The organism is Kurthia massiliensis (assembly GCF_000285555.1).
GTDB classification, from domain to species: Bacteria; Bacillota; Bacilli; order Bacillales_A; family Planococcaceae; genus Kurthia; species Kurthia massiliensis.
This window is the reverse complement of the sequence record NZ_HE610996.1, coordinates 550113-573239: the sequence shown is the minus strand read 5'-3', so window position 1 is coordinate 573239 and position 23127 is coordinate 550113. Positions and strand designations below refer to the sequence as shown.

General features: G+C 36.4%; 22 protein-coding genes. All 22 read left to right on the top strand.

From position 1 onward, the window contains the following. The first annotated feature begins 51 nt into the window (after window positions 1-51). On the top strand, window positions 52-909 hold the full coding sequence (locus tag KMHG_RS03180; RefSeq protein WP_010286874.1) for a DegV family protein: 858 nt from the start codon (window positions 52-54) through the stop codon (window positions 907-909). 175 nt (window positions 910-1084) lie between these two features. Continuing rightward, window positions 1085-2434, top strand: a complete 1350-nt coding sequence (locus KMHG_RS03175) for an ATP-dependent helicase ComFA (protein ID WP_010286873.1) — start codon at window positions 1085-1087, stop codon at window positions 2432-2434. A 4-nt stretch (window positions 2435-2438) separates the two neighbouring features. Next, window positions 2439-3065 carry a ComF family protein gene (locus KMHG_RS03170; protein WP_010286872.1) on the top strand — a complete coding sequence of 209 codons (627 nt, stop codon included), beginning with the start codon at window positions 2439-2441 and terminating at the stop codon, window positions 3063-3065. Continuing rightward, the gene (locus KMHG_RS03165; protein ID WP_010286870.1) at window positions 3058-3474 is read left to right on the top strand and encodes a TIGR03826 family flagellar region protein; all 417 of its coding nucleotides are present in this window, start codon (window positions 3058-3060) and stop codon (window positions 3472-3474) included. Before KMHG_RS03170 ends, KMHG_RS03165 begins: the two co-directional genes overlap by 8 nt. Window positions 3475-3638: 164 nt before the next feature. Continuing rightward, window positions 3639-3905: a flagellar biosynthesis anti-sigma factor FlgM gene (gene flgM / locus KMHG_RS03160; RefSeq protein ID WP_238984660.1), complete on the top strand. Its 267-nt coding sequence runs from the start codon at window positions 3639-3641 to the stop codon at window positions 3903-3905. A 15-nt stretch (window positions 3906-3920) separates the two neighbouring features. Beyond that, a complete protein-coding gene (locus KMHG_RS03155) occupies window positions 3921-4415 on the top strand; it encodes a flagellar protein FlgN (RefSeq protein WP_010286867.1) in 495 nt (164 codons plus the stop codon). Between the two features lie 120 nt (window positions 4416-4535). Next, window positions 4536-6503: a flagellar hook-associated protein FlgK gene (gene flgK, locus KMHG_RS03150; RefSeq protein WP_010286865.1), complete on the top strand. Its 1968-nt coding sequence runs from the start codon at window positions 4536-4538 to the stop codon at window positions 6501-6503. Window positions 6504-6516: 13 nt separating this feature from the next. Next, window positions 6517-8166 carry a flagellar hook-associated protein FlgL gene (flgL, locus tag KMHG_RS19515; protein WP_010286862.1) on the top strand — a complete coding sequence of 550 codons (1650 nt, stop codon included), beginning with the start codon at window positions 6517-6519 and terminating at the stop codon, window positions 8164-8166. 50 nt (window positions 8167-8216) lie between these two features. After that, the gene (locus KMHG_RS03135; protein ID WP_010286859.1) at window positions 8217-8777 is read left to right on the top strand and encodes a DUF6470 family protein; all 561 of its coding nucleotides are present in this window, start codon (window positions 8217-8219) and stop codon (window positions 8775-8777) included. 3 nt (window positions 8778-8780) lie between these two features. Continuing rightward, window positions 8781-9224 carry a flagellar assembly protein FliW gene (gene fliW, locus KMHG_RS03130; protein WP_010286856.1) on the top strand — a complete coding sequence of 148 codons (444 nt, stop codon included), beginning with the start codon at window positions 8781-8783 and terminating at the stop codon, window positions 9222-9224. Beyond that, window positions 9224-9439, top strand: a complete 216-nt coding sequence (gene csrA / locus KMHG_RS03125; protein WP_010286854.1) for a carbon storage regulator CsrA — start codon at window positions 9224-9226, stop codon at window positions 9437-9439. The genes fliW and csrA overlap by 1 nt, the downstream gene beginning before the upstream one ends. Window positions 9440-9657: 218 nt before the next feature. After that, the gene (locus KMHG_RS03120; protein WP_010286852.1) at window positions 9658-10470 is read left to right on the top strand and encodes a flagellin N-terminal helical domain-containing protein; all 813 of its coding nucleotides are present in this window, start codon (window positions 9658-9660) and stop codon (window positions 10468-10470) included. 130 nt (window positions 10471-10600) lie between these two features. Further along, window positions 10601-12268, top strand: coding sequence for a flagellin N-terminal helical domain-containing protein (locus KMHG_RS19675; RefSeq protein WP_010286849.1), 1668 nt, complete (start codon window positions 10601-10603; stop codon window positions 12266-12268). A 67-nt stretch (window positions 12269-12335) separates the two neighbouring features. After that, entirely contained in the window at window positions 12336-12602 is a 267-nt protein-coding gene (locus KMHG_RS03110) for a hypothetical protein (protein WP_010286848.1), read from the top strand. A 74-nt stretch (window positions 12603-12676) separates the two neighbouring features. Next, the gene (locus tag KMHG_RS03105; RefSeq protein WP_010286847.1) at window positions 12677-13048 is read left to right on the top strand and encodes a flagellar protein FlaG; all 372 of its coding nucleotides are present in this window, start codon (window positions 12677-12679) and stop codon (window positions 13046-13048) included. A 20-nt stretch (window positions 13049-13068) separates the two neighbouring features. Further along, on the top strand, window positions 13069-15015 hold the full coding sequence (fliD, locus tag KMHG_RS03100) for a flagellar filament capping protein FliD (RefSeq protein ID WP_010286846.1): 1947 nt from the start codon (window positions 13069-13071) through the stop codon (window positions 15013-15015). Between the two features lie 32 nt (window positions 15016-15047). Next, on the top strand, window positions 15048-15455 hold the full coding sequence (fliS, locus tag KMHG_RS03095; RefSeq protein ID WP_010286845.1) for a flagellar export chaperone FliS: 408 nt from the start codon (window positions 15048-15050) through the stop codon (window positions 15453-15455). After that, a complete protein-coding gene (locus KMHG_RS03090) occupies window positions 15455-15820 on the top strand; it encodes a flagellar protein FliT (RefSeq protein ID WP_010286844.1) in 366 nt (121 codons plus the stop codon). Before fliS ends, KMHG_RS03090 begins: the two co-directional genes overlap by 1 nt. Window positions 15821-15994: 174 nt before the next feature. Next, the gene (locus tag KMHG_RS03085; RefSeq protein WP_010286839.1) at window positions 15995-20983 is read left to right on the top strand and encodes a hypothetical protein; all 4989 of its coding nucleotides are present in this window, start codon (window positions 15995-15997) and stop codon (window positions 20981-20983) included. Between the two features lie 198 nt (window positions 20984-21181). Beyond that, window positions 21182-21574: a PilZ domain-containing protein gene (locus KMHG_RS03080; RefSeq protein ID WP_010286836.1), complete on the top strand. Its 393-nt coding sequence runs from the start codon at window positions 21182-21184 to the stop codon at window positions 21572-21574. A 160-nt stretch (window positions 21575-21734) separates the two neighbouring features. After that, complete coding sequence (hpf, locus tag KMHG_RS03075) at window positions 21735-22298, top strand: ribosome hibernation-promoting factor, HPF/YfiA family (protein ID WP_010286835.1); 564 nt, start codon at window positions 21735-21737, stop codon at window positions 22296-22298. 97 nt (window positions 22299-22395) lie between these two features. Continuing rightward, window positions 22396-23022: an acetyltransferase gene (locus KMHG_RS03070; protein ID WP_010286832.1), complete on the top strand. Its 627-nt coding sequence runs from the start codon at window positions 22396-22398 to the stop codon at window positions 23020-23022. The last annotated feature ends 105 nt before the right edge of the window (window positions 23023-23127 follow it).

Sequence of the window (23127 nt, the reverse complement as noted above, 5' to 3'; positions counted from 1 at the left end):
TTTCTTGCATATTTTAATAAAATGAAACTTATGTAGAGGAGTGAATAACGAATGGCAACAGCAATCGTAACAGATAGTACAGCATATATGCCAAAAGCTGAACTTGAACAATATAATATTCATATGATTCCGCTAACAGTCGTACTGAACGGTGAAACGTACGAGGAAGAAGTAACATTACAAGCGGAAGATTTTTACGAAAAAATTCGTGGCGGCAAAAAGCTACCAACATCTTCACAGCCCCCGATCGGTAAATTTGTAGAGTTATTTGAAAAACTAGCACAAGATTATGATGAAATCGTAACGATTCATTTATCAAGTGGTATTAGCGGCACATATCAAGGTGCCTTATCTGCTGGTGAAATGGTAGAAGGTATTGATGTATACGGTTTCGATACGGAAGTCGCATGTTATATGCAGTCAATGTATGCGATTCATGCATCTAAATTAGCTGCACAAGGCGCGAATGCGAAACAAATTTTAGCGCACTTAAATGAAATGAAAGAAACGGAAAAAGACTTCATTTTAGTAGATGACTTATCTCATCTACAACGCGGTGGTCGTTTATCTGCAGCATCGGCATTAATCGGTAGTCTCCTTCAAGTGAAACCAATTTTATCGTTCCAAAATAAAGTAATCGTACCGTATGAAAAAATCCGTACGAAGAAAAAAGCATTAAAACGTATTGAAGAATTACTTGCTGAAGACGTTGAAAAATACGGTGAACTAGAAGCAACGGTGATTCATTCTAATTGTGAAGCAGAACGTGATGAATGGCTTGCACATTTACGTGAAAAATTCCCGACAGTACAATTTAATCCATCCTATTTCGGCGCTGTCGTTGGGACACATTTAGGTGAAGGCGCACTGGCGATGGGTTGGTTTAAGAAAATCGAACCGAAAATTTAATTTCCGTAAATTTTTTATCGAATTTAGTAAAAAACGAGTGACATTTTGAGTATAAACGGCTAAAATGATTATTAATACTAAACAATATCTCAAAGGGGCATTTCTAGCGCGCGCTAGAGGTGCTTTTTTTTCGTCTAAAAGCGCTTACAATAGATGGAAAAAAGAGGTGTTGATTGTGCATGAACGTATAGAAGACAACGATCTACGCGCATTGCAAAATTTTTTGTGCGGACGTATTTGGCATGAAGATTTTTTGCCGTTTGAAAAATCGGTGCTAAAAAAGGCAGAAAAAAGGAATTGGATTAAGAAAATAGACGGGTTGCAAATTTACGATGGTAAGCGTGTTTGTAGTAGATGTCGCTGTGAGGAAAGCCATTTTTATGTCGACTTTTATTGTGCGAAATGTCATAGCGTTTGTACGTACTGTCGTAACTGTATTCGCATGAAACGTGTCGCTTCTTGCGATAAGTTAATCATTTGGACGGGACCAAAACCGACCATTACGAATAAAGTAACTTTCGATTGGCGTGGGACATTTACTGACGCACAAGCACGTGTCTCCGAACAGCTCGTCGAAAGTGTGATGCAAAAACAATCGCGGCTCGTTCACGCGGTATGTGGGGCAGGAAAGACCGAAATTTTGTTTTCAGCGATTCGAGTCGCATTAGAGCGCGGTGATCGAGTATGCGTCGCTACGCCACGGACCGATGTTGTATTAGAATTATTTCCTCGGTTTCAACAAGTATTTCCCGATACGACGATTCATGCATTGTATGGGGGCGCTGAAGTAAGTGTAGCGTATGCACCGCTCGTCATTGCGACGACGCATCAACTATACCGTTTTCAACAAGCGTTTGATATTATTTTTGTCGATGAAGCAGATGCATTCCCATATACGTACGATCGTTCGCTCCAAATAGCAGTCGAAAAAGCGGTGAAAAAGGATGGTGCTATTATGTTTGTCACCGCAACTCCTTCTATTGAAATGCTGACACGTTTTAAAAAGAAACGAGCATACTCATTTATTCCACGACGATTTCATGGCTTTGATTTACCAGTGCCAACATTTGAATCACTTTGGTTTTATGACAAGCAACTTCGTGTTGGACGTGTGCCGAAAAAGTTAACACGCTGGATTGAAAAATGCGAATGTGCACACAAACCTTATTTAATTTTCTTTCCAACTATTGATTTAATGGAGAAAAGTGCACATTTATTTGACGTACCGTACGTGTATGCTGAGGAGCCAGAACGAAAACAAAAAGTAATGCAACTTCGCAACGGAGAAATAAAAGGGTTGCTTACGACGACGATCTTAGAAAGAGGCATAACGATACCGAGCTTACAAGTAGCGGTACTCGGTGCAGAAAATGCAATTTTTACATCAAGTGCACTCATTCAAATTAGTGGTCGTGTCGGACGAGCTGCTCATGATCCTAAAGGGGATATCGTTTTCTTTCATCATGGCATTACGAGTGATATGGACGATGCGCGTCGAGAAATTATGCGATTGAATAGGATGTGATGACATGTATTGTTTATTATGTCATCAACCGATCCAACAACTAAGTACGTGGCAAGCATTATTTCAAAAATGCACAACATTTCAAGCGTGTGCAAAGTGTATGGCAAAGTTTGAACGCGTAGAAGAACAACCGTACGAAAACGTCAAAACATTATTTTATTACAACGATGCGATGCGCGATTATATTCATCGCTATAAATTTGGATTAGATATCGCACTGGCGCACGTATTCAAAGAACATATTCAACAGTTTTTAAAACCTTATAAAAATGCGACATTCGTGCCGATTCCGTTGCATCCTGAAAAGTTAAAACAACGAACTTTTGCACAAGTCGATGAGTTGCTTCGTGTCGCAAATGTGCCATTTGTCCACCTATTAGAGAAGATGACATTAGACTCACAAAGTGGAAAAACACTCATAGAGCGTAAGCAAACGACTGCACTTTTTAGGAGAAATCGCACAAATTTGAAAAAAGACACACATGTCGTATTAGTTGATGATATTATAACTACAGGTACGACGATACGACTAGCACGCGAAACATTAGAAGCAGACGGTTTCACGAATATTAGCGTAGTCGTCTTTATTTCTGCACGTTTTCGAAAGAGAGGGGACCTACAACATGGGTGAAATCAAAACATGTCCTACTTGCGGACAATTATTTAACTATAATGGTGTACGAGAAGTATGTGCGAGCTGTTTAATGAACGAGGAGAAAATCTATGACGAAGTGTATCGCTTCCTCCGTCGCCGTGAAAACCGCGCAGCAACGGTGGAACGTATTGTTGAAGCAACAGGGTGCCCAGAAGAATTATTATATCGTTGGGTACGTAAAGGTCGCTTACAACCGGCGGTATTCCCGAACCTAGGCTATCCTTGTGACAATTGCGGTCATTTAACGACGCAAGGAAAACTTTGTGATGATTGTTCAAAAACGTTACAAAAAGACTTAGATCGCTTTGAAGCGGGTAGAGAATTCCGCGAAGCGATTACAAAACCAAGCCGCGCAACGTATTTATCTGAAAGAAGGAAGCGCTAGACCTACGACGAAAAGTATATTTTTTTAATTTTGTCACAGAAAATAGGACTAGTTAATCATGAATTTATAGGTTTGTAGCCTCTTTTCTTAAAATTTACTTAACATATTTTAATTAGTACCGAAATATAGGGTAAATGAACAGTACTAAACAAAGGAGGTTCCAAATGATGAAAATTCAAGGTTATGGCGTAAACGGTATTAATCCTTATCAAAATACGCAAGCAAAAAACAATGTAGCAAAACAATCAAACGCTTCTTTCAAAGATCATATCGAGATTTCGACAAAAGCGAAAGATTTACAAGGTGTAAAAACATATGCGACTGAACGCGCAGAACGTGTTGCACAACTAAAAACGCAAATCCAAGATGGAACTTACCAAGTGGATTCAAAGAAACTTGCGCAAGATATGTTAACATATTTCCGTAGATAGTAAGGGGTTTAAACGATGTCCATTGAAAAAATCAATACGATTATGGCGAAGCTGAATATGCTGCATCAAAGCTTAATCAAGCTAGCTGACCATAAAACCGAACTGATTACGACAGGGGATATGGACGGCATCAAGCAAATGTTGAACGATGAGCAATCGCATATTTCTGCTATCTCTCAGTTAGAAGGGGTACGTCAGCAACTAGTCGATGCATATTTCAAAGCACATAACGTGCCAACAACATCACCGACGATTGAACAGTTAATTGCCATTGTACCGACGGAGCAGGAAAGACAGCAGTTACGTGATACGTCACAACAGCTATTGCAATCGGTTAACCATTTAAAACGATGCAACGATTTAAACCAAAAATTATTGTTCGAATCATTAAAAGTCGTCAATATGACGCTTGATATGATGCGACCACAGCAAGAAAACTTTAACTATGGCGAAACGCAAGGTGCCCGACAAGTGGCATCGATGATAGGACGCTTTAATTCAAAAGCATAAACGTTAAAATGCGATTGCATTTTAACGTTTTTTTTATGTTTTCGCTTCATTTTTAATACAACATACCGATGAAAAAAAGAGTGAAATATAAACGGGATAATATTTTTAGGAGGTAAGATCATGGCAATTTCTACATTCATGGGGCTTGAAACAAATAAACGTGGCTTAACTGCACAACAAACAGCTCTTTATACAGTCGGTCATAATATTTCTAATGCCAATACAATTGGCTATACGCGTCAACGAGTTAATTTAGAGGCAACTACTGGTTTCCCATCAGCAGGGATGAACGCACCGATGATGGCAGGGCATTTAGGAACAGGGGTTACGTCAGAATCAATTACACGTATTCGTGATCAATTTGTTGATAAACAATATCGTCAAGAAACGAATAATTTAGGATTCTGGTCGCAACAAACGAATGCGATTAGCCAAATGGAAGACATTATGTCGGAACCATCTGAATACGGTTTAAACGCAGCTTTTGACGACTTTTATACAGCGTGGCAAACATTAGCAAATGCGCCAAGTTCATCAGCTGCACGCCAAGTAGTATATACAAAAGCATCTCATTTAGCTTCTTCTTTCAATTATATGAATACACAGATGACGCAAGTACAAACAAATTTAAAATATGAAGCAATGAATACAACTGATAGAATCAATTCTATTTTAGAACAAATTGCGAATTTAAATAATCAAATTAAGCGTGTAGAGCCAAATGGTTATATTCCGAATGAATTATATGATGAACGTGATAAATTACTTGATAATTTATCTGAGTACATTCCCATTTCTATAGAAAGTCACTATTCAGGTGGCGTGGCAACTGATGCAGCTGAAGGTGCGATAGATGTTTATTTAGTAAAGGCAGACGGTTCTAAGCAAGCATTAGTATCTTCTGAAAAAACAGGTACACAAAACTACAATGGTGTAGATCGTCCGTTATATGGTAAATCTATTGCTGCAAAAATTTCTCTAACTACAGATACAGTAGATGCAGCGGGAAAGATTACAAGCAACAATATTTCAAAAGATGACATCTTTGAAGCATTCTCAGGTATTAATGTAGTCAAAACGACTGAAACGTCAGCAGAAGCTACTGTTACGACAGATCCAGCGACAAATGCAGTGACAATTACGAGTGGCAACTGGACACTTGTACCGAATGCAGATGGTACATTTACAGCTACTGAAGCAGGTCAAGCTGCTACAACCGTGAACCCAGGAGCAAATGGTGAAGTTGTATTAACGGACTCTACCGGAGCATCTTCTACATTTACATTCACACGTGATGCAGCGACAAATGCGATTACAGCCGCATCTGTAAAAACAGGTACGACTACATCAGATAACATTAGCTTCAGCAATATGAATATGCAAAAAGGTAGCCTGACTTCTTATGCAGTTTCATATGGCTATACAAATGAAACGATCTTAAAAGATGCCACTGGCAATATTGTATTAGACGATAATGGAAATCCTAAATTAAATGTTCAAGGTTTCTATGCTCAAAAAATGGATGACTTAAATAAACTAGCAAATGAATTTGCACAAGCATTTAACGCTATTCATGAAGATGGTTATGGACTGTCGACAGATGGTATTAAAAATTCTCCTACAGGATTAGCGTTTTTCGAGCAGACAAAAAATTCTGATGGAACGACTCCTACAACTATTACAGCAGCGAATATTAAAGTAAATGATGAGATGTCTAATTTTAATAACATTGCTGCTTCTTCTCGTGACCGTGAAGAAGGTAATGGTGATTTAGCGCTAAAACTATCAAATATGAAGACTACAACTCTTGCGGGTTTAAATGGTTCTTCTGCAGCCAAATTCTATGAATCAATGGTAGCTGATGTTGGTACTGAAGGCGAAAAAGCAATGAAAATGGAATATAATTCTGGGACAATTCAATTAACAATTTCTAACAATCGAGATTCTATTACGACAGTATCTTTGGACGAAGAAATGACAGATATGATTAAATTCCAACAAGCATACAACGCGTCAGCACGTATGATGTCAACAATCGATGAAACATTAGATAAGATTATTAATAGTATGGGCCGAGTAGGTTTATAGGGAGGTATTTTAAATGCGTGTAACACAATCGATGCTATCGAATACAATGCTACGTAACTTAAATAGCAGCTACAATCGAATGGCAGTTTTACAAGAGCAAATTTCAACAGGTTCAAAGCTTTTGCGTCCTTCTGATGATCCAGTAGGTACGACAAAAGCGATGAGCTATCGAACGCAATTACAGCAAAATCAACAATATCAAGACAATCTAGACACAGCTACAAAATGGCTTGATATGTCCGATGACGCATTAGGACAAATCACAAACGCAATGACGCGTGTTCAAGAACTTGTCACTCAAGCAGCAAATGATACGAATCAAACGATTGATCGTGAAAAAATGCTCGTTGAAATTCAACAAATTCGTGAGGAAGTTAAAGATATTGCTAACACAAAAGTTGGCGATAACTATATTTTTAGTGGCACAAGAACGAATGAACCTGTTTATTTAAATGCAACTGTTGATATGACAACATACGTAGATGCAAATAACAATCCAGTGGAATCTCTTGAGCTCTACACGCAAAAAGATAACTCAACAATTGCTACAGCACGAGATAAAGATGGAGAATTAGTTGCGAAAGTAACAAATAATGTTGTACAGAAAGTAGCAGATAATGCGACACCAACTACAGTAGCCACACTATTGTCAACGACAGCTACTTCTACCGTTTTAACACCTTCTGCAAATCTTGGTATTAACACAGTTGTGAATAATGAGAATCCTGGAGAAGTCACAACGATTTTAACGGATAATGATTATGCGCCTAATACACTAACAATTTCTAACGATGGTACAGCGACATCAATTACAAATGCTAATGGAGATACAATTGCAAAAATAGCAGCGGATGGTACGATTACTGATCAAAATGATCAGCCATTAACAGCAACATCTGGCGCTCTTCAACTTGATTTGTATCGTACTTTAAATATAGATGCAACAGGAAATGTTGTGATTACAAATAGCGATAATAATAGTGAAATCACTATCCAACCAAATGCTTCTGTGATGTATAAAACAGCAGAAGGAACGACAATTGATTCAAGTAATACAGGTGAATTAACCCTAAATACACCAACACAAACAGAAATTAAATCTGATGCAACGGGCAAAGTAAATATCAAAAATAACGATACAACGAATAACTACGGTGAGAAAAAAGAATCTGCCGATAAGAAAATTGCTCAAAATATTACAGGTATGGATCAATCAGCAAACGTCGAAATTTATAACGATATACAATTGGGTGTAACGTCTACAGGAGCTCAACTGATGTTTGCAAAATTAGATACTGTATTTGCAAAAGTTGAAGCTGCACTTACAGGTGATGTAAACGATGAAACTTCTCATGATAAATTAACAGTGCTATTAGGTGGTACAAATTCTGCTGCGGATCGTGCTAACGAAACGATTCAAGGGGTAGTAGACCTTGTATTAAAAGAACGTTCACAAGTAGGCGCTAAGCAAAATCGAGTAGACATGATGGCAGATCGTTTAGCTTTGCAAAAAGAGACATTAACGAAGCAGCAATCTAATGTGGAAGATGTTGAATATGAAGAGGCAATTACGAATTTGATTACACAAGAATCAATTCATAACGCAGCTTTATCTGTAGGTGGCAAAATTATTCAACAAACATTAGTTGATTTCATTCGATAATAATAAGCGCTCGCCATGTGCGAGCGTTTTTTTTAAAGGTGGGATAATAGATGAAATTAGATCGTGTAGACATACGAACAACAGACCAAAAAGTAGAAATTCACTCAACGCATCCTAAATTAGAAATGACATCTACAGATGCACAAGTAAAAATAGAACAACCAGCTGCCATATTAGAAATCAGTACTGAAGCTGCACAACTTCAAATCGACCAATCACAAGCAAGAAAAGATATCGGTCTTTTAACTGTAAAAGAAGCTATTGAAGAGGCTGCACAAAAGGGAATGCAAGCAGTTAAAGCTGGCACGGAAAGACGTGCAAGAGAAGGTTGGCAAATGATGGAAATAGCTTCCGGTCAAAATCAAATCCAAGCTATCGCGAAGTCAAAACTAGAAATTCAACCTGTTCGTTCTGCAATTAAATGGATGCCGTCTATCGGTTCTGTAAAATCAACTTATATACCTGGAAAATTGGATATCAATATTACCCCTCAAAAACCTAAATTCGATGTTACACTAGGGGATATCCAAGGACAATATACGCCTGGTAGCGTATCAGGCACTACAGTACAAAGAGCTTCTGTAGAAACAAATGTTATTAAGGGAGAATAGGTTATGAAAATTAAAACGAAATTCATCGGTACAGTAGAAATTGAAAAAGAAGATATTATTTCTTTTCCAGAAGGCATTCCAGGATTTCCTGATCAGAAAGAATTTGCAATCGTACCTTTAAATGATTTGTCACCATTTTTGATTTTACAGTCTATTAATTTACAAGAAGTTGGTTTTATGGTTGCAACACCGTATGTATTTAAAGCGGATTATGCTTTTGATTTACAACAAAGTGACGTCGTACAATTAAATGTTGAAAAGCCAGAAGATGTAATAGTTTACGGGATTTTAACATTAAGAGATACGTTGATTAATTCTACAATTAATTTGTTAGCACCAGTAGTTGTCAATGCAAAAGAAAAATTAGCAAAGCAAATTGTTTTAACAGATGTAAAAGATGATTTATTAAGATACCCTTTAAAAGTTGCTGAAGGAAGTGTGAAATAATGTTAGTGTTGACGAGGAAACCTGGTGAAACAGTTATGCTTGGAGAAGATATACAAGTGAAGGTTGTATCTATTGATGGTGACCAAGTAAAAATTGGCATAGAAGCACCGCGTTCACTTAAAATATTTCGTAAAGAACTTTATGAGGAAATTCAAAAAGAAAATAAAGCGGCACTAGAAACACAAAACTTAAGTGTTTTAGATGGCTGGCAATAAAATGAACTCAAAGAGCTCAAAACGTAAAATTTTGAGCTCTTTTTTATATTTTTATTCGATAGAATTTATTTAAAAAAGACTAAAGAACTATTTTATGAAAAAATCTGATTTTTCAGAATTAAATTTATGCTAATCTACTAAAAAAAATAAAAATAACAAATTTATACATATCTTCTCGTTCCGATAAAAAAAGAAATGACGTAAGGGGAGGAGAACATATGTATATTCGTCATAATATCACAGCACTTAATACGGTGAGACAACTCGGAAGTGCGAACAAAAATGTAGATAAGCATACAGAAAAATTAGCAACAAGTTTGCGCATTAACCGTGCAAGTGATGATGTAGCAGGATTGTCTATTTCAGAAAAGCTACGCGCACAAATATCTGGATTAGATAAGGCAGCAAAAAATACACAAGATAGTATTTCATTGTTACAAACGGCAGAAGGTGCTCTATCTGAAGTAAATGATATGATTATTAGAGGAAGAGAGCTTGCGGTGCAAGCTGCGAACGATACGAATACAGAATCTGATCGTAAGCAACTTCAAAATGAGTACGAGCAACTTTTAAACGAAATTGATCGTGTTGGCACAGATACAGAGTTTAATACGCTCAAGTTGTTCGATGGGTCGACAAAAAGCATCTCTTTACAACTAGGTGCAAATGAAAAGCAAGGTCAGGATATTCTGTTAGAAGAAGTTTCTGTAGAAAAATTAAATTTATTAAATACTGCTTTAACACCTTGTGAAAAAGCAACTGCAGTTATAAAGAAACTAGATGAAGCTGCAGAAAGCGTTTCATCACAACGAGCAAAGTTAGGTGCTTATCAAAATGGCTTTACACACAATATTTCGAACTTACGACAGACAGGTGAAAACCTTCAGTCTGCTGATTCTGTAATTCGTGATGCGAATGTTGCAACTGAAGTTATGAAGCTTACGAAAAATGAAGTATTACAAGAAACGATGCAATCCGCCCTTAGTCATTCGAATGTGAAAAATGATTGGGTCTTAAATCTTTTAAATTAAAGAAAAAATTTATAAAAAACAGTTAAACATTTCAATCTATTAACGATATATAGAGTGTACAGCAGAACAACTGCTACACAACTCCACAGGGACGTGGAAGAAAACTTAAAATTCAAGGAGGAATCTCACAATGAGAATTCAACACAATATCGCAGCTTTAAACACACATCGTGCTTTAGGCTCTAACCAAGCAGCTGCATCTAAAAACTTAGAAAAATTATCTTCAGGTTACCAAATCAACCGTGCAGGCGATGACGCTGCAGGTCTTGCTATCTCTGAAAAAATGCGTGGTCAAATCTCAGGTTTAGACATGGCTTCTAAAAACGCCAACGATGGTATCTCTCTTATCCAAACTGCTGAGGGTGCATTAAATGAAACTCACGCTATCCTACAACGTATGCGTGAATTAGCAGTACAAGCTGGTAACGATACAAACACAGCTGATGACCGTGGTCAATTACAAAAAGAAATGGACCAATTAACTTCAGAAATTAACCGTATCGGTAACACTACTGAGTTCAACACTAAAAAATTAGTAAACGGTGAACTTTCTGATAAACATGTAATTACTGAAGGCGCTACTACAGATGTAGTAAAAGCGGTAACTCAAGACATTCCTGTAGGCGAAAATCCAGTTACATGGTCAGATAATAAAGCACTTGCTAAAACAGATGTTAAAGCTACGGGTACAGCGTCAAATGGTTTAGAATGGACAGATTTAGATCCAGACGAAACTAATACTATCACAATTGGTAAAACTGGAAATGATATCACGATTGATATCGTAGCACAAGATGCAACAGGTAATAAATTAAATATCAATGCAGATAAAATGTCATTTGATGCAGATAAAAATCAATACACTTATGACAATGAGGGTGTAAGTTTTACTTTAACTGCTGATGAAGTTAATAACTGGACTGCGGGTAAAACAGCTGCAATCGATTTAACTAAAATTACGGCAACAGGTGGTGCCCTAACAACAAATACTGATTCAGGTATCCAAAAGTTAAATCATACAACAGCGGCTGGTGATGCTCCTGCTGAATTAACTTCATTTAAAGTTGATGGTGACAGTAAACAATTATTAGCTGATGTCACTAAAGTAGGTGTTACATGGGACGGTACAGATTTAACTGTTGATTTCTTAAAAGAAGATGGCACAACTAAAGTATCTAGCTCAGTACAAAGCTGGGATGGTACAAGTGCTATTAATTTCAAAGAAAATGGCGTAAGTTTCACTTTAGATGCTAAAGACTCAAGTGCGATTACTGCTACTACATTCAATTTAAAAAATGATACATTTGCTGAAAAAGCGGCTGATGTTACTGAAGATAAATCTCTTAAATTCCAAATTGGTGCTAATGAAAAACAATCACTTTCAGTTTCAATCGGTGATATGCGTGCAAAAGCCCTTGGAATTGTTGGTTCAGGCAAAGGATTCCAAGATAATGCAACTGTAACTGATGGTACAAATGCTACTGCAGTAGAAAAATCATTAGATATTTCAACTCACGAAAACGCTGCATCTGCAATTACTACAATCGATTCTGCTATTAATAAAGTATCTACTCAACGTTCTCAACTTGGTGCTGTTCAAAATCGTTTAGAACATACTATCAACAACTTAGGTACTACTTCTGAAAACTTAACTGCTGCTGAATCTCGTATCCGCGATACAGATATGGCGAAAGAAATGATGGACTTCACTAAGAACAACATCTTAACGCAAGCAGCTCAATCTATGTTAGCTCAAGCTAACCAACAACCACAAGGCGTTCTTTCTTTATTACAATAATCAAAGACGTTTTTACAAAACGCTTAGGCAAAAGCCTAAGCGTTTTTTTTATGAAATGAGGTGAAGAATGGATATTCATCAAATGTGTGATTGTATTATTGTTTGTTTTCAAGAGAATCAAATTGAAGAAGGTTACAATAAAATTATGCAATTTGCAAGTTGTATAGATGTTTATACAGCTTCGAATACTATTTCTATACAAATGCAATTACAACTTAAACAGCAATTAATTTTATTACAAAATTTATTAGATATTTGCGATGATGAAGGAGTTGCTCAATTATTTATTAAAGAAATAAAGCCTCTATTGAGAAATGTTATTGTTATAAATTAATGTTATATGCTCAAAAATGTATTGTTAGAGACGATATTATGAATAAGATAGACTGAATTAAAGGAGGATTTACGATGAAATTATCTTCTCTGAATGCTACGCAAGAGACACATCCTACGAAAAATACAGCTACTACTGTCAATTATTCTGAGACACAAGCAATGATACCGCAAAATCATGCGACAAATATTAATGAAATGACAGATGAAAATGGTAATCCTACCGAACAGGCATACCAAACGGCTGTAAATAAACTAAATGAATTTATGGAATATAGTCAAAAAAATTCTAAGTTTATATTCCATCAAGATTTAGAACGTTATTATGTTGAAGTCGTTGATGCACAAACGCAAGAAGTTATTAAAGAAGTACCACCGAAAGAACTATTAGACGCTTACTATGAAATGCAAAAGCTTGCAGGTAAAATTTTTGATACACAAGCTTAATAAAGAAGGGAGATCACGAAATGGTTACAACAAATAATACGAATTCTGCGTCAAGTACGCCGAGCTTTTCTTACTTACAATATAAAAATAAAATTGGTGGATTAGTATCTGGTATGGATATTGACTCGATTATGGAAAAATTAATGAAGGCTGAAAATGCCCAAAAAGAAAAGTTGCAGCAACAAAAACAAAAATACGAATGGCAACGTGATGCGTACCGTGAAGTCAATACGAAATTAAAAACATTTGAAGAAAATGCGTTAACTTCATATGGTTTACAAAGCTCATGGAACGCGAAAACAGTGACGACTTCTAATTCTGCTGTTAGTGCTACAGCCACAGCTTCAGCAAACGGCAATTTAAGCATTGAAAAAGCCTCTTTAGCAACAGCAGGAAAAACAATTGCTTCATTATCAAACGTCGTTAGTTCTTCAGGTAAAGTCAGTGATTTAGGTGTTACATCTACTAACGGGAAATTTAGTTTTAGTGTAGATGGTGGTGATACACAAACAATTGAATATAGTAAAGATGATACATTAGATTCACTTATTACTAAATTAAATAATACAGGAGTTTTTGAGGCTTCTATTGCAGAAGGTAAAATAACTGTTAAAACGAAAGAAGGCCGTAATGTTAATGTTAATGATACAGACGGTCCTTATTCAAGTGAATTTGCTAAAAAACTAGGATTTACAGTTGATGCTAGTTCTAATTCACTTTCTACATCTGGAAGTAAGACCATTTTAACTCAACAAGGGGTTACAGCAGATACGACATTAGCACAGATGGGGTTAAAAGATGGTAGTTTTAAAATTAAAGCTATTAGTGAAAATGGAGAATATGTTACAAAAGAAATTTCTTATAAAGCTACGGATAAATTAAGCAATGTAATGAATAAAATCAATGCTTCAGGTGTTGGGATTACGGCTATTGTATCTGGTGATAAATTGTCTTTAACGGTTAATACAGAAGGTGCAGGAAAAGACAATCTAGGAGCTATGAATGTAGAAGAAGATGTAAATGGTTTATTTAAAAAATTAGGATTATTAAGTGGACAGACAGGAGATTTAACTGCAGGAACAGCTACTGCGATAGCTTCTAAAGGTGAAGATGGCTCTATTACGGTAAATGGCGTTGAAATTAAAGGTACTTCAAATAAATATTCTATTTCAGGATATAATTTAACAATTAACAAGTCATTTGATTCTACTGCAAGTACAAATCCAGATGAAGTCACGAAAATTAGTGCTACAACAGATACAGATAAAATCGTTGATAAAGTAAAAGAGTTTGTAAAGTCTTATAATGAATTAATCGCTGATATTACTGCACGCACATCTGAAAAGAAAAACACAAGTTATTCACCATTAACAGATGCGCAAAAATCAGAAATGACGACAGATCAAATTACGAAGTGGGAAGACTTAGCGAAAAAAGGGTTATTAAAAGGCGATAGTACACTGAATACAGTTGTATCGAATATGCGTCAAACTTTAGCAGAATATAATACGTATACGCTCTCTGCTGATGGTAAAGACAAAATTTATACAAAAAATCCTACAGATGTTTTATATAAAATTGGTATTACAACATCATCTACATGGTCTGATGGTGGTAAACTAGAAATTGATGAAGATAAGTTGAAAAAAGCTTTAACAGATGATCCAGATATCGTATCTCGTATTTTCGCTGGTGATAGTTCAAATGGTAAAGATGGTATTATTGCTTCGCTTCGTAAAACAGCACAAAATGCAGTGACAACAATTAAAGACAAAGCTGGTAGTGAAACGTCTTCAGCAGATAATACGTATTCATTAGGAAAAACGATTTCATCATTAAAAACAAAAATTGATGATTGGACAGATCGTTTAAAGGATATTGAAGAACGTTATTGGAATCAATTTTCTGCAATGGAGAAAGCGATTCAAAAAGCGAATAGCCAAACTTCTATTTTTGATTCATACTAGAATAGATATAGAATTTAAAGGAGTTGTTTAGTTTGTCAGTACAAAATGCATACAATGCATACAAACAAAATAGTGTAAATACCGCGTCCCCAGGTGAACTGACATTAATGCTTTACAATGGATGTATTAAATTTATCCATCAAGCAAAAAAATCAATTGAAGCAAAAGATATTCCAAATCGTAATAAATATATTCAAAAGGCACAAGCTATTTTAAATGAACTGATGTCTACACTGAATATGGATATTCCAGTTTCTCAAAATATGTTTAATTTATATGAATATATGTACCATCAATTAACACAAGCAAATATTAAAAATGATGTTGCGATTTTAGATGAAGTAGAAGGAATGGCAGTGGAGTTCCGCGATACGTGGAAGCAAGTCATTCAAATGAACCGTCAAAAACAACATACATTTACACCAGGCGGCCAAGTTTAATGGATCTTGTAAAGCAGTTTTTATTATTATCTGAAAAACTGTATGCTCTTTTAGGGACAGCACCTGAAGATAAAGAGGATAAGCGTGATGCATATATTGAGCATATTAATAAATTGTTAGATGCAAGAGGGCAAACGATTGATCAATTAAAAGCGCTCCCGACAAATCCGATTATCGGACATGCAGATGAGCAACAACTTCGAACATTAGACCGAGGTATTCAGCAACGTTTAGGCGATTTTAAAAAGCAAATTGCGGAAGATATGAAGCAATTACAAGTAACGAAAAAATCGGAACAGCAATATCATAATCCTTATGGTGCCTTTTTTAATCGCGATGGCACGTATTACGATAAAAGAAAATAATCAAAAGGAAGTCCAATATTTATGGGCTTCCTTTTTGTTTAGGTCTAAATACCTTTTTTAACCTTTTGAATATCGTATAAGCCTTTAGAGCGCGCTTTTTTTGTCGATAAAAATAATATACCAAGAAAACGAAGAACTCACAGCAATACATATTTTAAAAGGAGGGTTTTAGGGGTGCGAAAAAAATTTTTAAGCGTCACAATGGCGACTGCACTGACGTTACCGGTTTGGCTCACAGCTGCTTATCCAGATGGTGGGCAAATTGCGCAAGCGGCGACAAAGAAACCAACGAAAAAAGCGAAAGCTGTCATCAATAAAATTAAAGCGATCGATTCGAAAAAGACGAATTACATTGCGAAAGTACGTGCGGCGAACAATGCTTACAAAAAACTATCAGCGAAAGATCGTAAACTCGTTTCAAACTATAAAACGTTAAAAAAACATATGACAAAAATTGCGCCACTTGAGAAAAAAATTACGACGTTAAAAACACAAGTGGCAAAAATTACGAATAAAAACTATACGATGACTGCACCAAAAGCACAAAAGACGTATAAGGCGATGAACAGCATCACGAAAGCGGCTGTACCAGCAGCAACTGTGAAAAAGCTGAATCAATATACGACTTCAGCGACAGCACGTGCGCAATTTAAGTCGGTTGCGAAGCTGTTAGCGACGGCAGATGAAGATGGCAATGTCGAAGTCGAAGTAGGCGATTCAACAAATGGTATCGTAGATGAAGGCGGCGAATTTAACGAAAGTAAAACGGAACTTGCGAAGCAATTAAATACGTTTTTACCGACATATAAATCGCTCGATACGTTCCAAAAAAGCTTATTTACCGACGATGAAAATCAACTCATTCAAGCCTATTTAGCGGATGAGGCGAAAATTAGCGGTACGGTTGCGTTAATTAATGCGTATGAAAAGCTACAGCCGACAGCGAATACGTATGCGGCGAAAGCGTTCGAAGTAGCGTTATTGTTTAGTGACTTTATCGGTGACTTTGAATCGGAATCACCAGATGAATATTTTGATAGTGCTATTTATAGTGCGATTGAAGCAATCGCGGAGAAGAACGAAGAACCGATTGCGAAAATTAATGAATTCCAAGACGCTGTTAATGAAATGAAAAAAGATTTACGTCTTGATACGATTTACGAGGCAGAGCAAAAATATAATGAACTGAATGCACCTGCTAATAAATTTAATTTAACGAAATATGTCGATAAAGATTTATTAAAAACGTATCAAGAATACGCAAAAGTGCCTGCTGTATTAAAAACGATTAGTAAAGCATTACCTTATCCAGATGTAACAGCGGAATCACCGATACCTTCTGCGCAAGAATTGAATAAAGTGAAAGATGCACAGGCAGCTTTTAAATCATTAGGAAAAGACCAACAAGCATTTACGTTAGCGCTTGCGAATGATGGCGTTGATACGTCATCTGGATATGACTTAGACATTGATCAAGCGATTGAAAACTTACCGTATACACAAGAAGAAGCGGACGTGAAAGCTGCGGAAAAACTCGATAATAGTTATACGAAAGCGTACAATGCGAGTGATTTAGAAGGTATGATTGCTGCATCGATTTCATACGGTAGCGCTTTACCGAACGTTCAAAAGTATTCATTGTTTGGTGAAGAAATTCAATCGGTGAATGAAACGTATGCAGAACAAATTGCTGATATTAAAGAATTTGAGCAACGTTTGAAAAAGTTAAATACGTTAGAAGGTTTGACGGAAGCGGACGCAGATGAAGTATTAAGTGAGTTAGAAGATTTAGAAGAGGCGTATGATACGCTTGCACAAAAGAAACAAGATAATCCAGGGAAACCAGCGGCAATCGATATGTTGTCGAAGGCGACCGTAAAAGATTATGAATTATATATGACGATGCCTGCATTAATTCGTGCAGGTATGGTATTAGCGTTAGATTTAGAAAAGAAACCGTACGATCCAGATACAGCGGAATTACGTGTTGAAGAAAAAGATTTTAAATATAATACGAATGATGAACAACGTATCGTTGATTTTGCGAAAACGTTCAATAAATTAACTGAACCACAAAAAACGCTCGTTGCGATGACGATTGAATTAGACCGCGTTCAAGATACGACGCCGATTGCACGTATTTGGGGTCAGGAAGCTTCGCTCGTTGCACAAGCGCAAAAGCTAGATGCGCAAATTTTAAAATTAAATACCGGTAGCAAAAAATTCGCAGCTGAAGTGAAGAAAATATATAACGACTATAAATCAGCGCCACCGAAAGTGAAAAAATATGTCATCAACCAAGAGCGTTTACACTGGTTTAACGGTTTAGTGTCTAAAAAGTCTGGGAACTATCCGCAAGCAATTGCGAATAAATTTAAAAAGTATGTTTCTAAATTAAATGCCGATAGTGCAATTACAGTCGACAAAACAGATGATCCTGATGAGTCAACACCGGTGATGACAGCGGTAACGTATTACGATACGATGATTGAACACGATACGAGTACACAAAGTATTATTGAGAAGTCGATCATGACGAAATACAATAAATATTTAAATGCGTATAATACGTACCATTTATTATTGGCATCTGATCTCGTATCACCAGACACACAAGATATTAAAAATATTCAACAAGCGATTGCGTTATATGACAAGCTAGAAGTAGGGCCACGTAAAGCGTTAATGAATACAATAGATGGTGCACATACAGATATCGCAAAAATTTTAAGTAAAGCTGCAGATATTAAAACAGCAACAACGATCGATAAAGACTATCAAAAATTGAAACCGTCTAGCCCAACATATAAAGTTGATATGATTAAAATTTATACGACATATGCGAATGCTTCTGAAACGGTGCGTAAATTCGTTGCGGCGAAAGATGATTTAGAAAAAGTGAAATCAGATTACGCAGCTGAATATGAAGCAGCGATGGCGTTCAAAGGTGAAGTCGATGCGTTAACGAGCTCAAGTAATATGGGTGATGTGAATGATTTAAAAGAATATTACGAAGCGAATATTGAAAGTGATGAAATTATTCGAGCGTTTATTCCTGAGAAAACGAATGAAGAATTCGAGAAGTTTATGTATTTAATTGATGTACAAGATGTTGCACGTTATAACTATTTCTACAATTATTGGTGCGCAGAAGATGATATTTTATCGTACGACTATTTATACGTAAGTTTAACGCAAGAAGATCTTGTGAAAGTATTTAAAAAGTACAATAAAATGGATGCCGAACAAAAGGGTATTTTAGCGGTAACTCCTAAAAAGACAGAAATAGAAAAAGCGAACCCAGGTGCTTGTTATTTACCGGGGAAAGATGAAGCTTCTCAAGAAGCAGAGAAAAAGGTTATTCGTGATACATCATTTTTAGCGAGTGCGAAATATGTAGATGAAGCAAACGCAATCGATAAAATGTATGAAGCGTTAAAACCGAAAGATAAAAACTATTTACAATCAGTTATGGAAGTTGTCAATGCGTATGAAAATGCGAACTCTTACGCCCAACCTTTCGTGAAACATGCTGAAGACATTTTAAAATTAAAAGAAAAATATAAAGCGGATTTCGATGCACTTCAAGAAATGGAAAAAATCATTAAATCGTTATCAGCAGATAGCCAAATTGCACCACAACCGATGGATGACTACATTGAAGATGCAGAAGGGAATATTATTGGCGCAGCATCTGTCAATAAAGCATATGATGCGTACAATCGTTTACCTGAGTATGTCCAACAAGTCATTGCAGACGATTTGAAGAAGAAATATAGTCAATTTATTCCGCTATTAGACATTCAAGTACCAGCGTTGCGTGATGAGGCGCAAACTGCAGATCCAGCTTCTGACCGTCCGACAGGATTTACGCCGTATACACCGAAAGAAATTACGCGCATTAAAGATGCGTTAGCAACGTATAAAAAACTTGGCACGCTTCAAAAAACAATCGCGAAAAAAGATGATACGTTAAACAACGGTGAAGAGCCAATTGGTACAAAAGAAGCGCTTGAAACGTACATTGATCAAGAAGCTTATTATAAAGAAGCAGCGACAATGGATGCGGCGTATAAAAAGTTTGTCGATAAATACGGGACAGAACCATATATCGACGCGAATCCAAAAAATAACCGTCCACCACTTGTTGCAAAAGAGGCAGCAACGTATGCAAATGAGTTGAAAAAATTAGTGTTAGCGTACGATAAATTATCGAACAATGCCGTTTGGTATTTACAAAATGATGAAGGCTTAGCAGCACAAAAAGAAGATTTTGATGCAGCATATGAAGCTGTATATGAATTTGAACAAGCAGTGGCCGACATTGATAGTAAATCAACGTTAGATGATATCGCTGTATTAAAAGATATTTACGATGAATTTAGTGATTATCAAAAAGCGTGGATCGATTCAAAAGTGTTAACGCAATATAAAAAGTACGAACCAATCGTGACGATTGCTGAGAACTTAGAGAAATTACCACCATTTGCGTTAGATGATGACGAAGCAGATCCAGACAACTTTGATGATGAAGAAAGTAAAGCATTGAAACAGGCGTTAGATTTATACAATAAATTATCGCCAGAGGCAAAAGCAATTTTAGATGCTGAGGATCTTGAAAATGCTGAGTACTTAACAGATGCGTATGATGTGAACGAAGCTGAAAAGACAGATAAGTTAATTAGCAACGTAAAATCAGGTTCAACGTTCTTTAAATCGTACGTTAATGCACGTAAATCATATGACGCTTTAACGAAAAAGCAAAAACAATATTTAAAACAAAAAGCTGACTTGAAAAAGTACGATAAAGCAGTCGATAAAGTGAAATATTCATATAGCTTCTACGGCGATGCCGAAATTTCGTATAAAGATAATGATTCATACAATCCGTATGAAATGATTATTATGTATGAAGAGCTGATTGATTACTTAGATGAAAATCAAGCAGGTCAATCAAAAGATACGCGTGAAGATTATTTAAAAGACGTAGCAGATATGGTGAATTTACGTAATGCATTAAATAAAAGTGTGAAAATTAATGGCGTATCGTTAAAACCATTAGTGGCAGTAGATACGAAAAAACAAGCACGCTACCACTATTACTACACGTTATTTGACATGAAGCATCAATTGAAAAAATTCAACGAAGCTTTCCCAAAATAATAAAAAAGTAGCCTCATCGCATGGGGCTACTTTTTTAATGTATGAACGCACCAAAATATGTATATTTTTGAACATATCGTCATAAATTATTTATAAAAGATAAGAAAAAAGGTATAATATAACGTAATAATTTGGCATAATACATGCATAGATCATTACACAATGATAGGAGGGGAGATTACCTTTAGCAATTCGCTAATGGCAATCATACACATGGAATATAAACGTAAAGAATCTTTTCGACATACATTAGTGCACCCAATTCAGCTAACGTGCACGTTGAAACATCCAGAACGTGAGACGGCGGTGAGTACGACAGGACAAATTCTCGACATTAGTCCTGGCGGTTTATGTATCGGTTTTGAACAGGCGTTACCGAAAGATGCGAATGAATGCGTAGTATTACTATCGTTCGTCATTCACGATCGTACGCACAATTTAGCAGCTGAAATCGTCGGTGAGCGTCCGTATCGTCAAAGTTTGCGTACTTACGGTGTACGCTTAAATATTAATGAGGCGACACAAAGTGCGATTATTGAAGATTTAAAGCTACGTCGCAAAGCAGAAGTTGCGATGAGCAAAAGAAAATAATAGATGTGAAAAGAAAAGGTGTATTTCGTAAAGAAATGCATTTTTTTTCTATACTCCAAAAATATTTTTGGAAATTCGGCATTTATTTTCACGTTTAAGAAGGAAATGCGAAGGGAAATGTAGAATATAGCATTATAGGTTTTATAAAGGAGGAGTTTACATGCTAACATTTAACATTCGTGGTGAAAACATTGAGGTAACTCCAGCAATTCGCGACTATGTTGAAGGAAAGATTTCTAAATTAGAACGCTACTTCAATAATGAAATGGATGCGACAGCTAACGTTAATTTAAAAGTTTACAATGACAAACGTACAAAAGTCGAAGTAACGATTCCGATGAAACGTTTAACGTTACGTGCTGAGGAACGCAATGATGATTTATACGCAGGAATCGATGCGATTATCGATAAATTAGAACGTCAAATTCGTAAACATAAAACGAAAATTAACCGTAAATTCCGTGATCGTGAAGGTGTAGGTTTATACTTCGCAACGACACCACCTCCAGAACCAGAAACAGATAATGTAGAAGAAGTAGAAGATGAGCTACAAGTAGTTCGTACAAAACAATTCTCATTAAAACCGATGGACGATGAAGAAGCAATCCTACAAATGAATTTATTAGGACACGATTTCTACATCTTCACGGACGCTGAAACGAACGAAACAAATATCGTATATCGTCGTAAAGACGGTAAGTACGGTTTAATTGAAACGAACTAACTCGTATATCCAAATAGCCTAAAGCGTATGCTTTAGGCTATTTTTGTGTGGTTTTTTTGTAGGAATTGGGAATATACGTACAAAGGGGGCGAATTCAATGGACTATATTTTAATTGGAAACAGTGGTCATGCGAAAGTTATTCGCGATTGTATTGAAGAAAGTCACGGACGTGTATTTGCGATTTTAGACGACCGTGATGTGATTCCATCAATGGATGGCGACATTTTTAGAGGACCGATTAGTGAATTGCAACGGTTGTTAGAAATTGACGATCGACGTGTCATTTTGTCGTATAGCGATAACGGTGTGCGGAAGCAACTCGTGGAATTTTTAAATTTACGTGAAGACCGTTACGGCATCGTTATTCACCCGAAAGCAATCGTTAGCCCATTTAGTGAAATTGGTGTGGGCACCGTCGTTATGCCTGGCGCAATTATTAACTCGGGTGCAATCGTCGGCAAACATAGCATTTTGAATTCGATGTCTGTTGTGGAACATGAAAGTGTATTAAAAGATTACGTTCACATCTCAACGGGAGCCGTCATTACACGTGAAGTGACGGTCGAGCAAGGCGCTAGTCTCGGTGCGAATAGTACGGTCATTCCGAACCGTAAAATTGGTGAATGGTCTATCGTCGGCGCAGGGTCTTCGGTCATTGCAGATTTGCCAGCAGGGTGCACTGCAGTAGGATGTCCGGCGCGAATTTTAGATAAAGATGAATAACAGCGCGCTGATTCTCCGAAAATGCGTAATTTTTTGGAAGAATCAGCGCTTTTCATTGCTACAATCCTATTTTTTCATTACAATAAAGTATGGCGATGTATAATG

What these genes read in the sequence shown, in the direction of transcription:
- KMHG_RS03120 (WP_010286852.1), top strand. Translation starts at nt 9,658, where the DNA reads ATGTATATTCGTCATAATATCACAGCACTTAATACGGTGAGACAACTC.
- KMHG_RS03080 (WP_010286836.1), top strand. Translation starts at nt 21,182, where the DNA reads ATGGCAATCATACACATGGAATATAAACGTAAAGAATCTTTTCGACAT.
- KMHG_RS03090 (WP_010286844.1), top strand. Translation starts at nt 15,455, where the DNA reads ATGGATCTTGTAAAGCAGTTTTTATTATTATCTGAAAAACTGTATGCT.
- KMHG_RS03070 (WP_010286832.1), top strand. Translation starts at nt 22,396, where the DNA reads ATGGACTATATTTTAATTGGAAACAGTGGTCATGCGAAAGTTATTCGC.
- flgL (WP_010286862.1), top strand. Translation starts at nt 6,517, where the DNA reads ATGCGTGTAACACAATCGATGCTATCGAATACAATGCTACGTAACTTA.
- fliW (WP_010286856.1), top strand. Translation starts at nt 8,781, where the DNA reads ATGAAAATTAAAACGAAATTCATCGGTACAGTAGAAATTGAAAAAGAA.
- KMHG_RS03180 (WP_010286874.1), top strand. Translation starts at nt 52, where the DNA reads ATGGCAACAGCAATCGTAACAGATAGTACAGCATATATGCCAAAAGCT.
- KMHG_RS03170 (WP_010286872.1), top strand. Translation starts at nt 2,439, where the DNA reads ATGTATTGTTTATTATGTCATCAACCGATCCAACAACTAAGTACGTGG.
- csrA (WP_010286854.1), top strand. Translation starts at nt 9,224, where the DNA reads ATGTTAGTGTTGACGAGGAAACCTGGTGAAACAGTTATGCTTGGAGAA.
- KMHG_RS19675 (WP_010286849.1), top strand. Translation starts at nt 10,601, where the DNA reads ATGAGAATTCAACACAATATCGCAGCTTTAAACACACATCGTGCTTTA.
- KMHG_RS03165 (WP_010286870.1), top strand. Translation starts at nt 3,058, where the DNA reads ATGGGTGAAATCAAAACATGTCCTACTTGCGGACAATTATTTAACTAT.
- flgK (WP_010286865.1), top strand. Translation starts at nt 4,536, where the DNA reads ATGGCAATTTCTACATTCATGGGGCTTGAAACAAATAAACGTGGCTTA.
- KMHG_RS03155 (WP_010286867.1), top strand. Translation starts at nt 3,921, where the DNA reads ATGTCCATTGAAAAAATCAATACGATTATGGCGAAGCTGAATATGCTG.
- KMHG_RS03135 (WP_010286859.1), top strand. Translation starts at nt 8,217, where the DNA reads ATGAAATTAGATCGTGTAGACATACGAACAACAGACCAAAAAGTAGAA.
- flgM (WP_238984660.1), top strand. Translation starts at nt 3,639, where the DNA reads ATGATGAAAATTCAAGGTTATGGCGTAAACGGTATTAATCCTTATCAA.
- fliD (WP_010286846.1), top strand. Translation starts at nt 13,069, where the DNA reads ATGGTTACAACAAATAATACGAATTCTGCGTCAAGTACGCCGAGCTTT.
- KMHG_RS03105 (WP_010286847.1), top strand. Translation starts at nt 12,677, where the DNA reads ATGAAATTATCTTCTCTGAATGCTACGCAAGAGACACATCCTACGAAA.
- KMHG_RS03110 (WP_010286848.1), top strand. Translation starts at nt 12,336, where the DNA reads ATGGATATTCATCAAATGTGTGATTGTATTATTGTTTGTTTTCAAGAG.
- hpf (WP_010286835.1), top strand. Translation starts at nt 21,735, where the DNA reads ATGCTAACATTTAACATTCGTGGTGAAAACATTGAGGTAACTCCAGCA.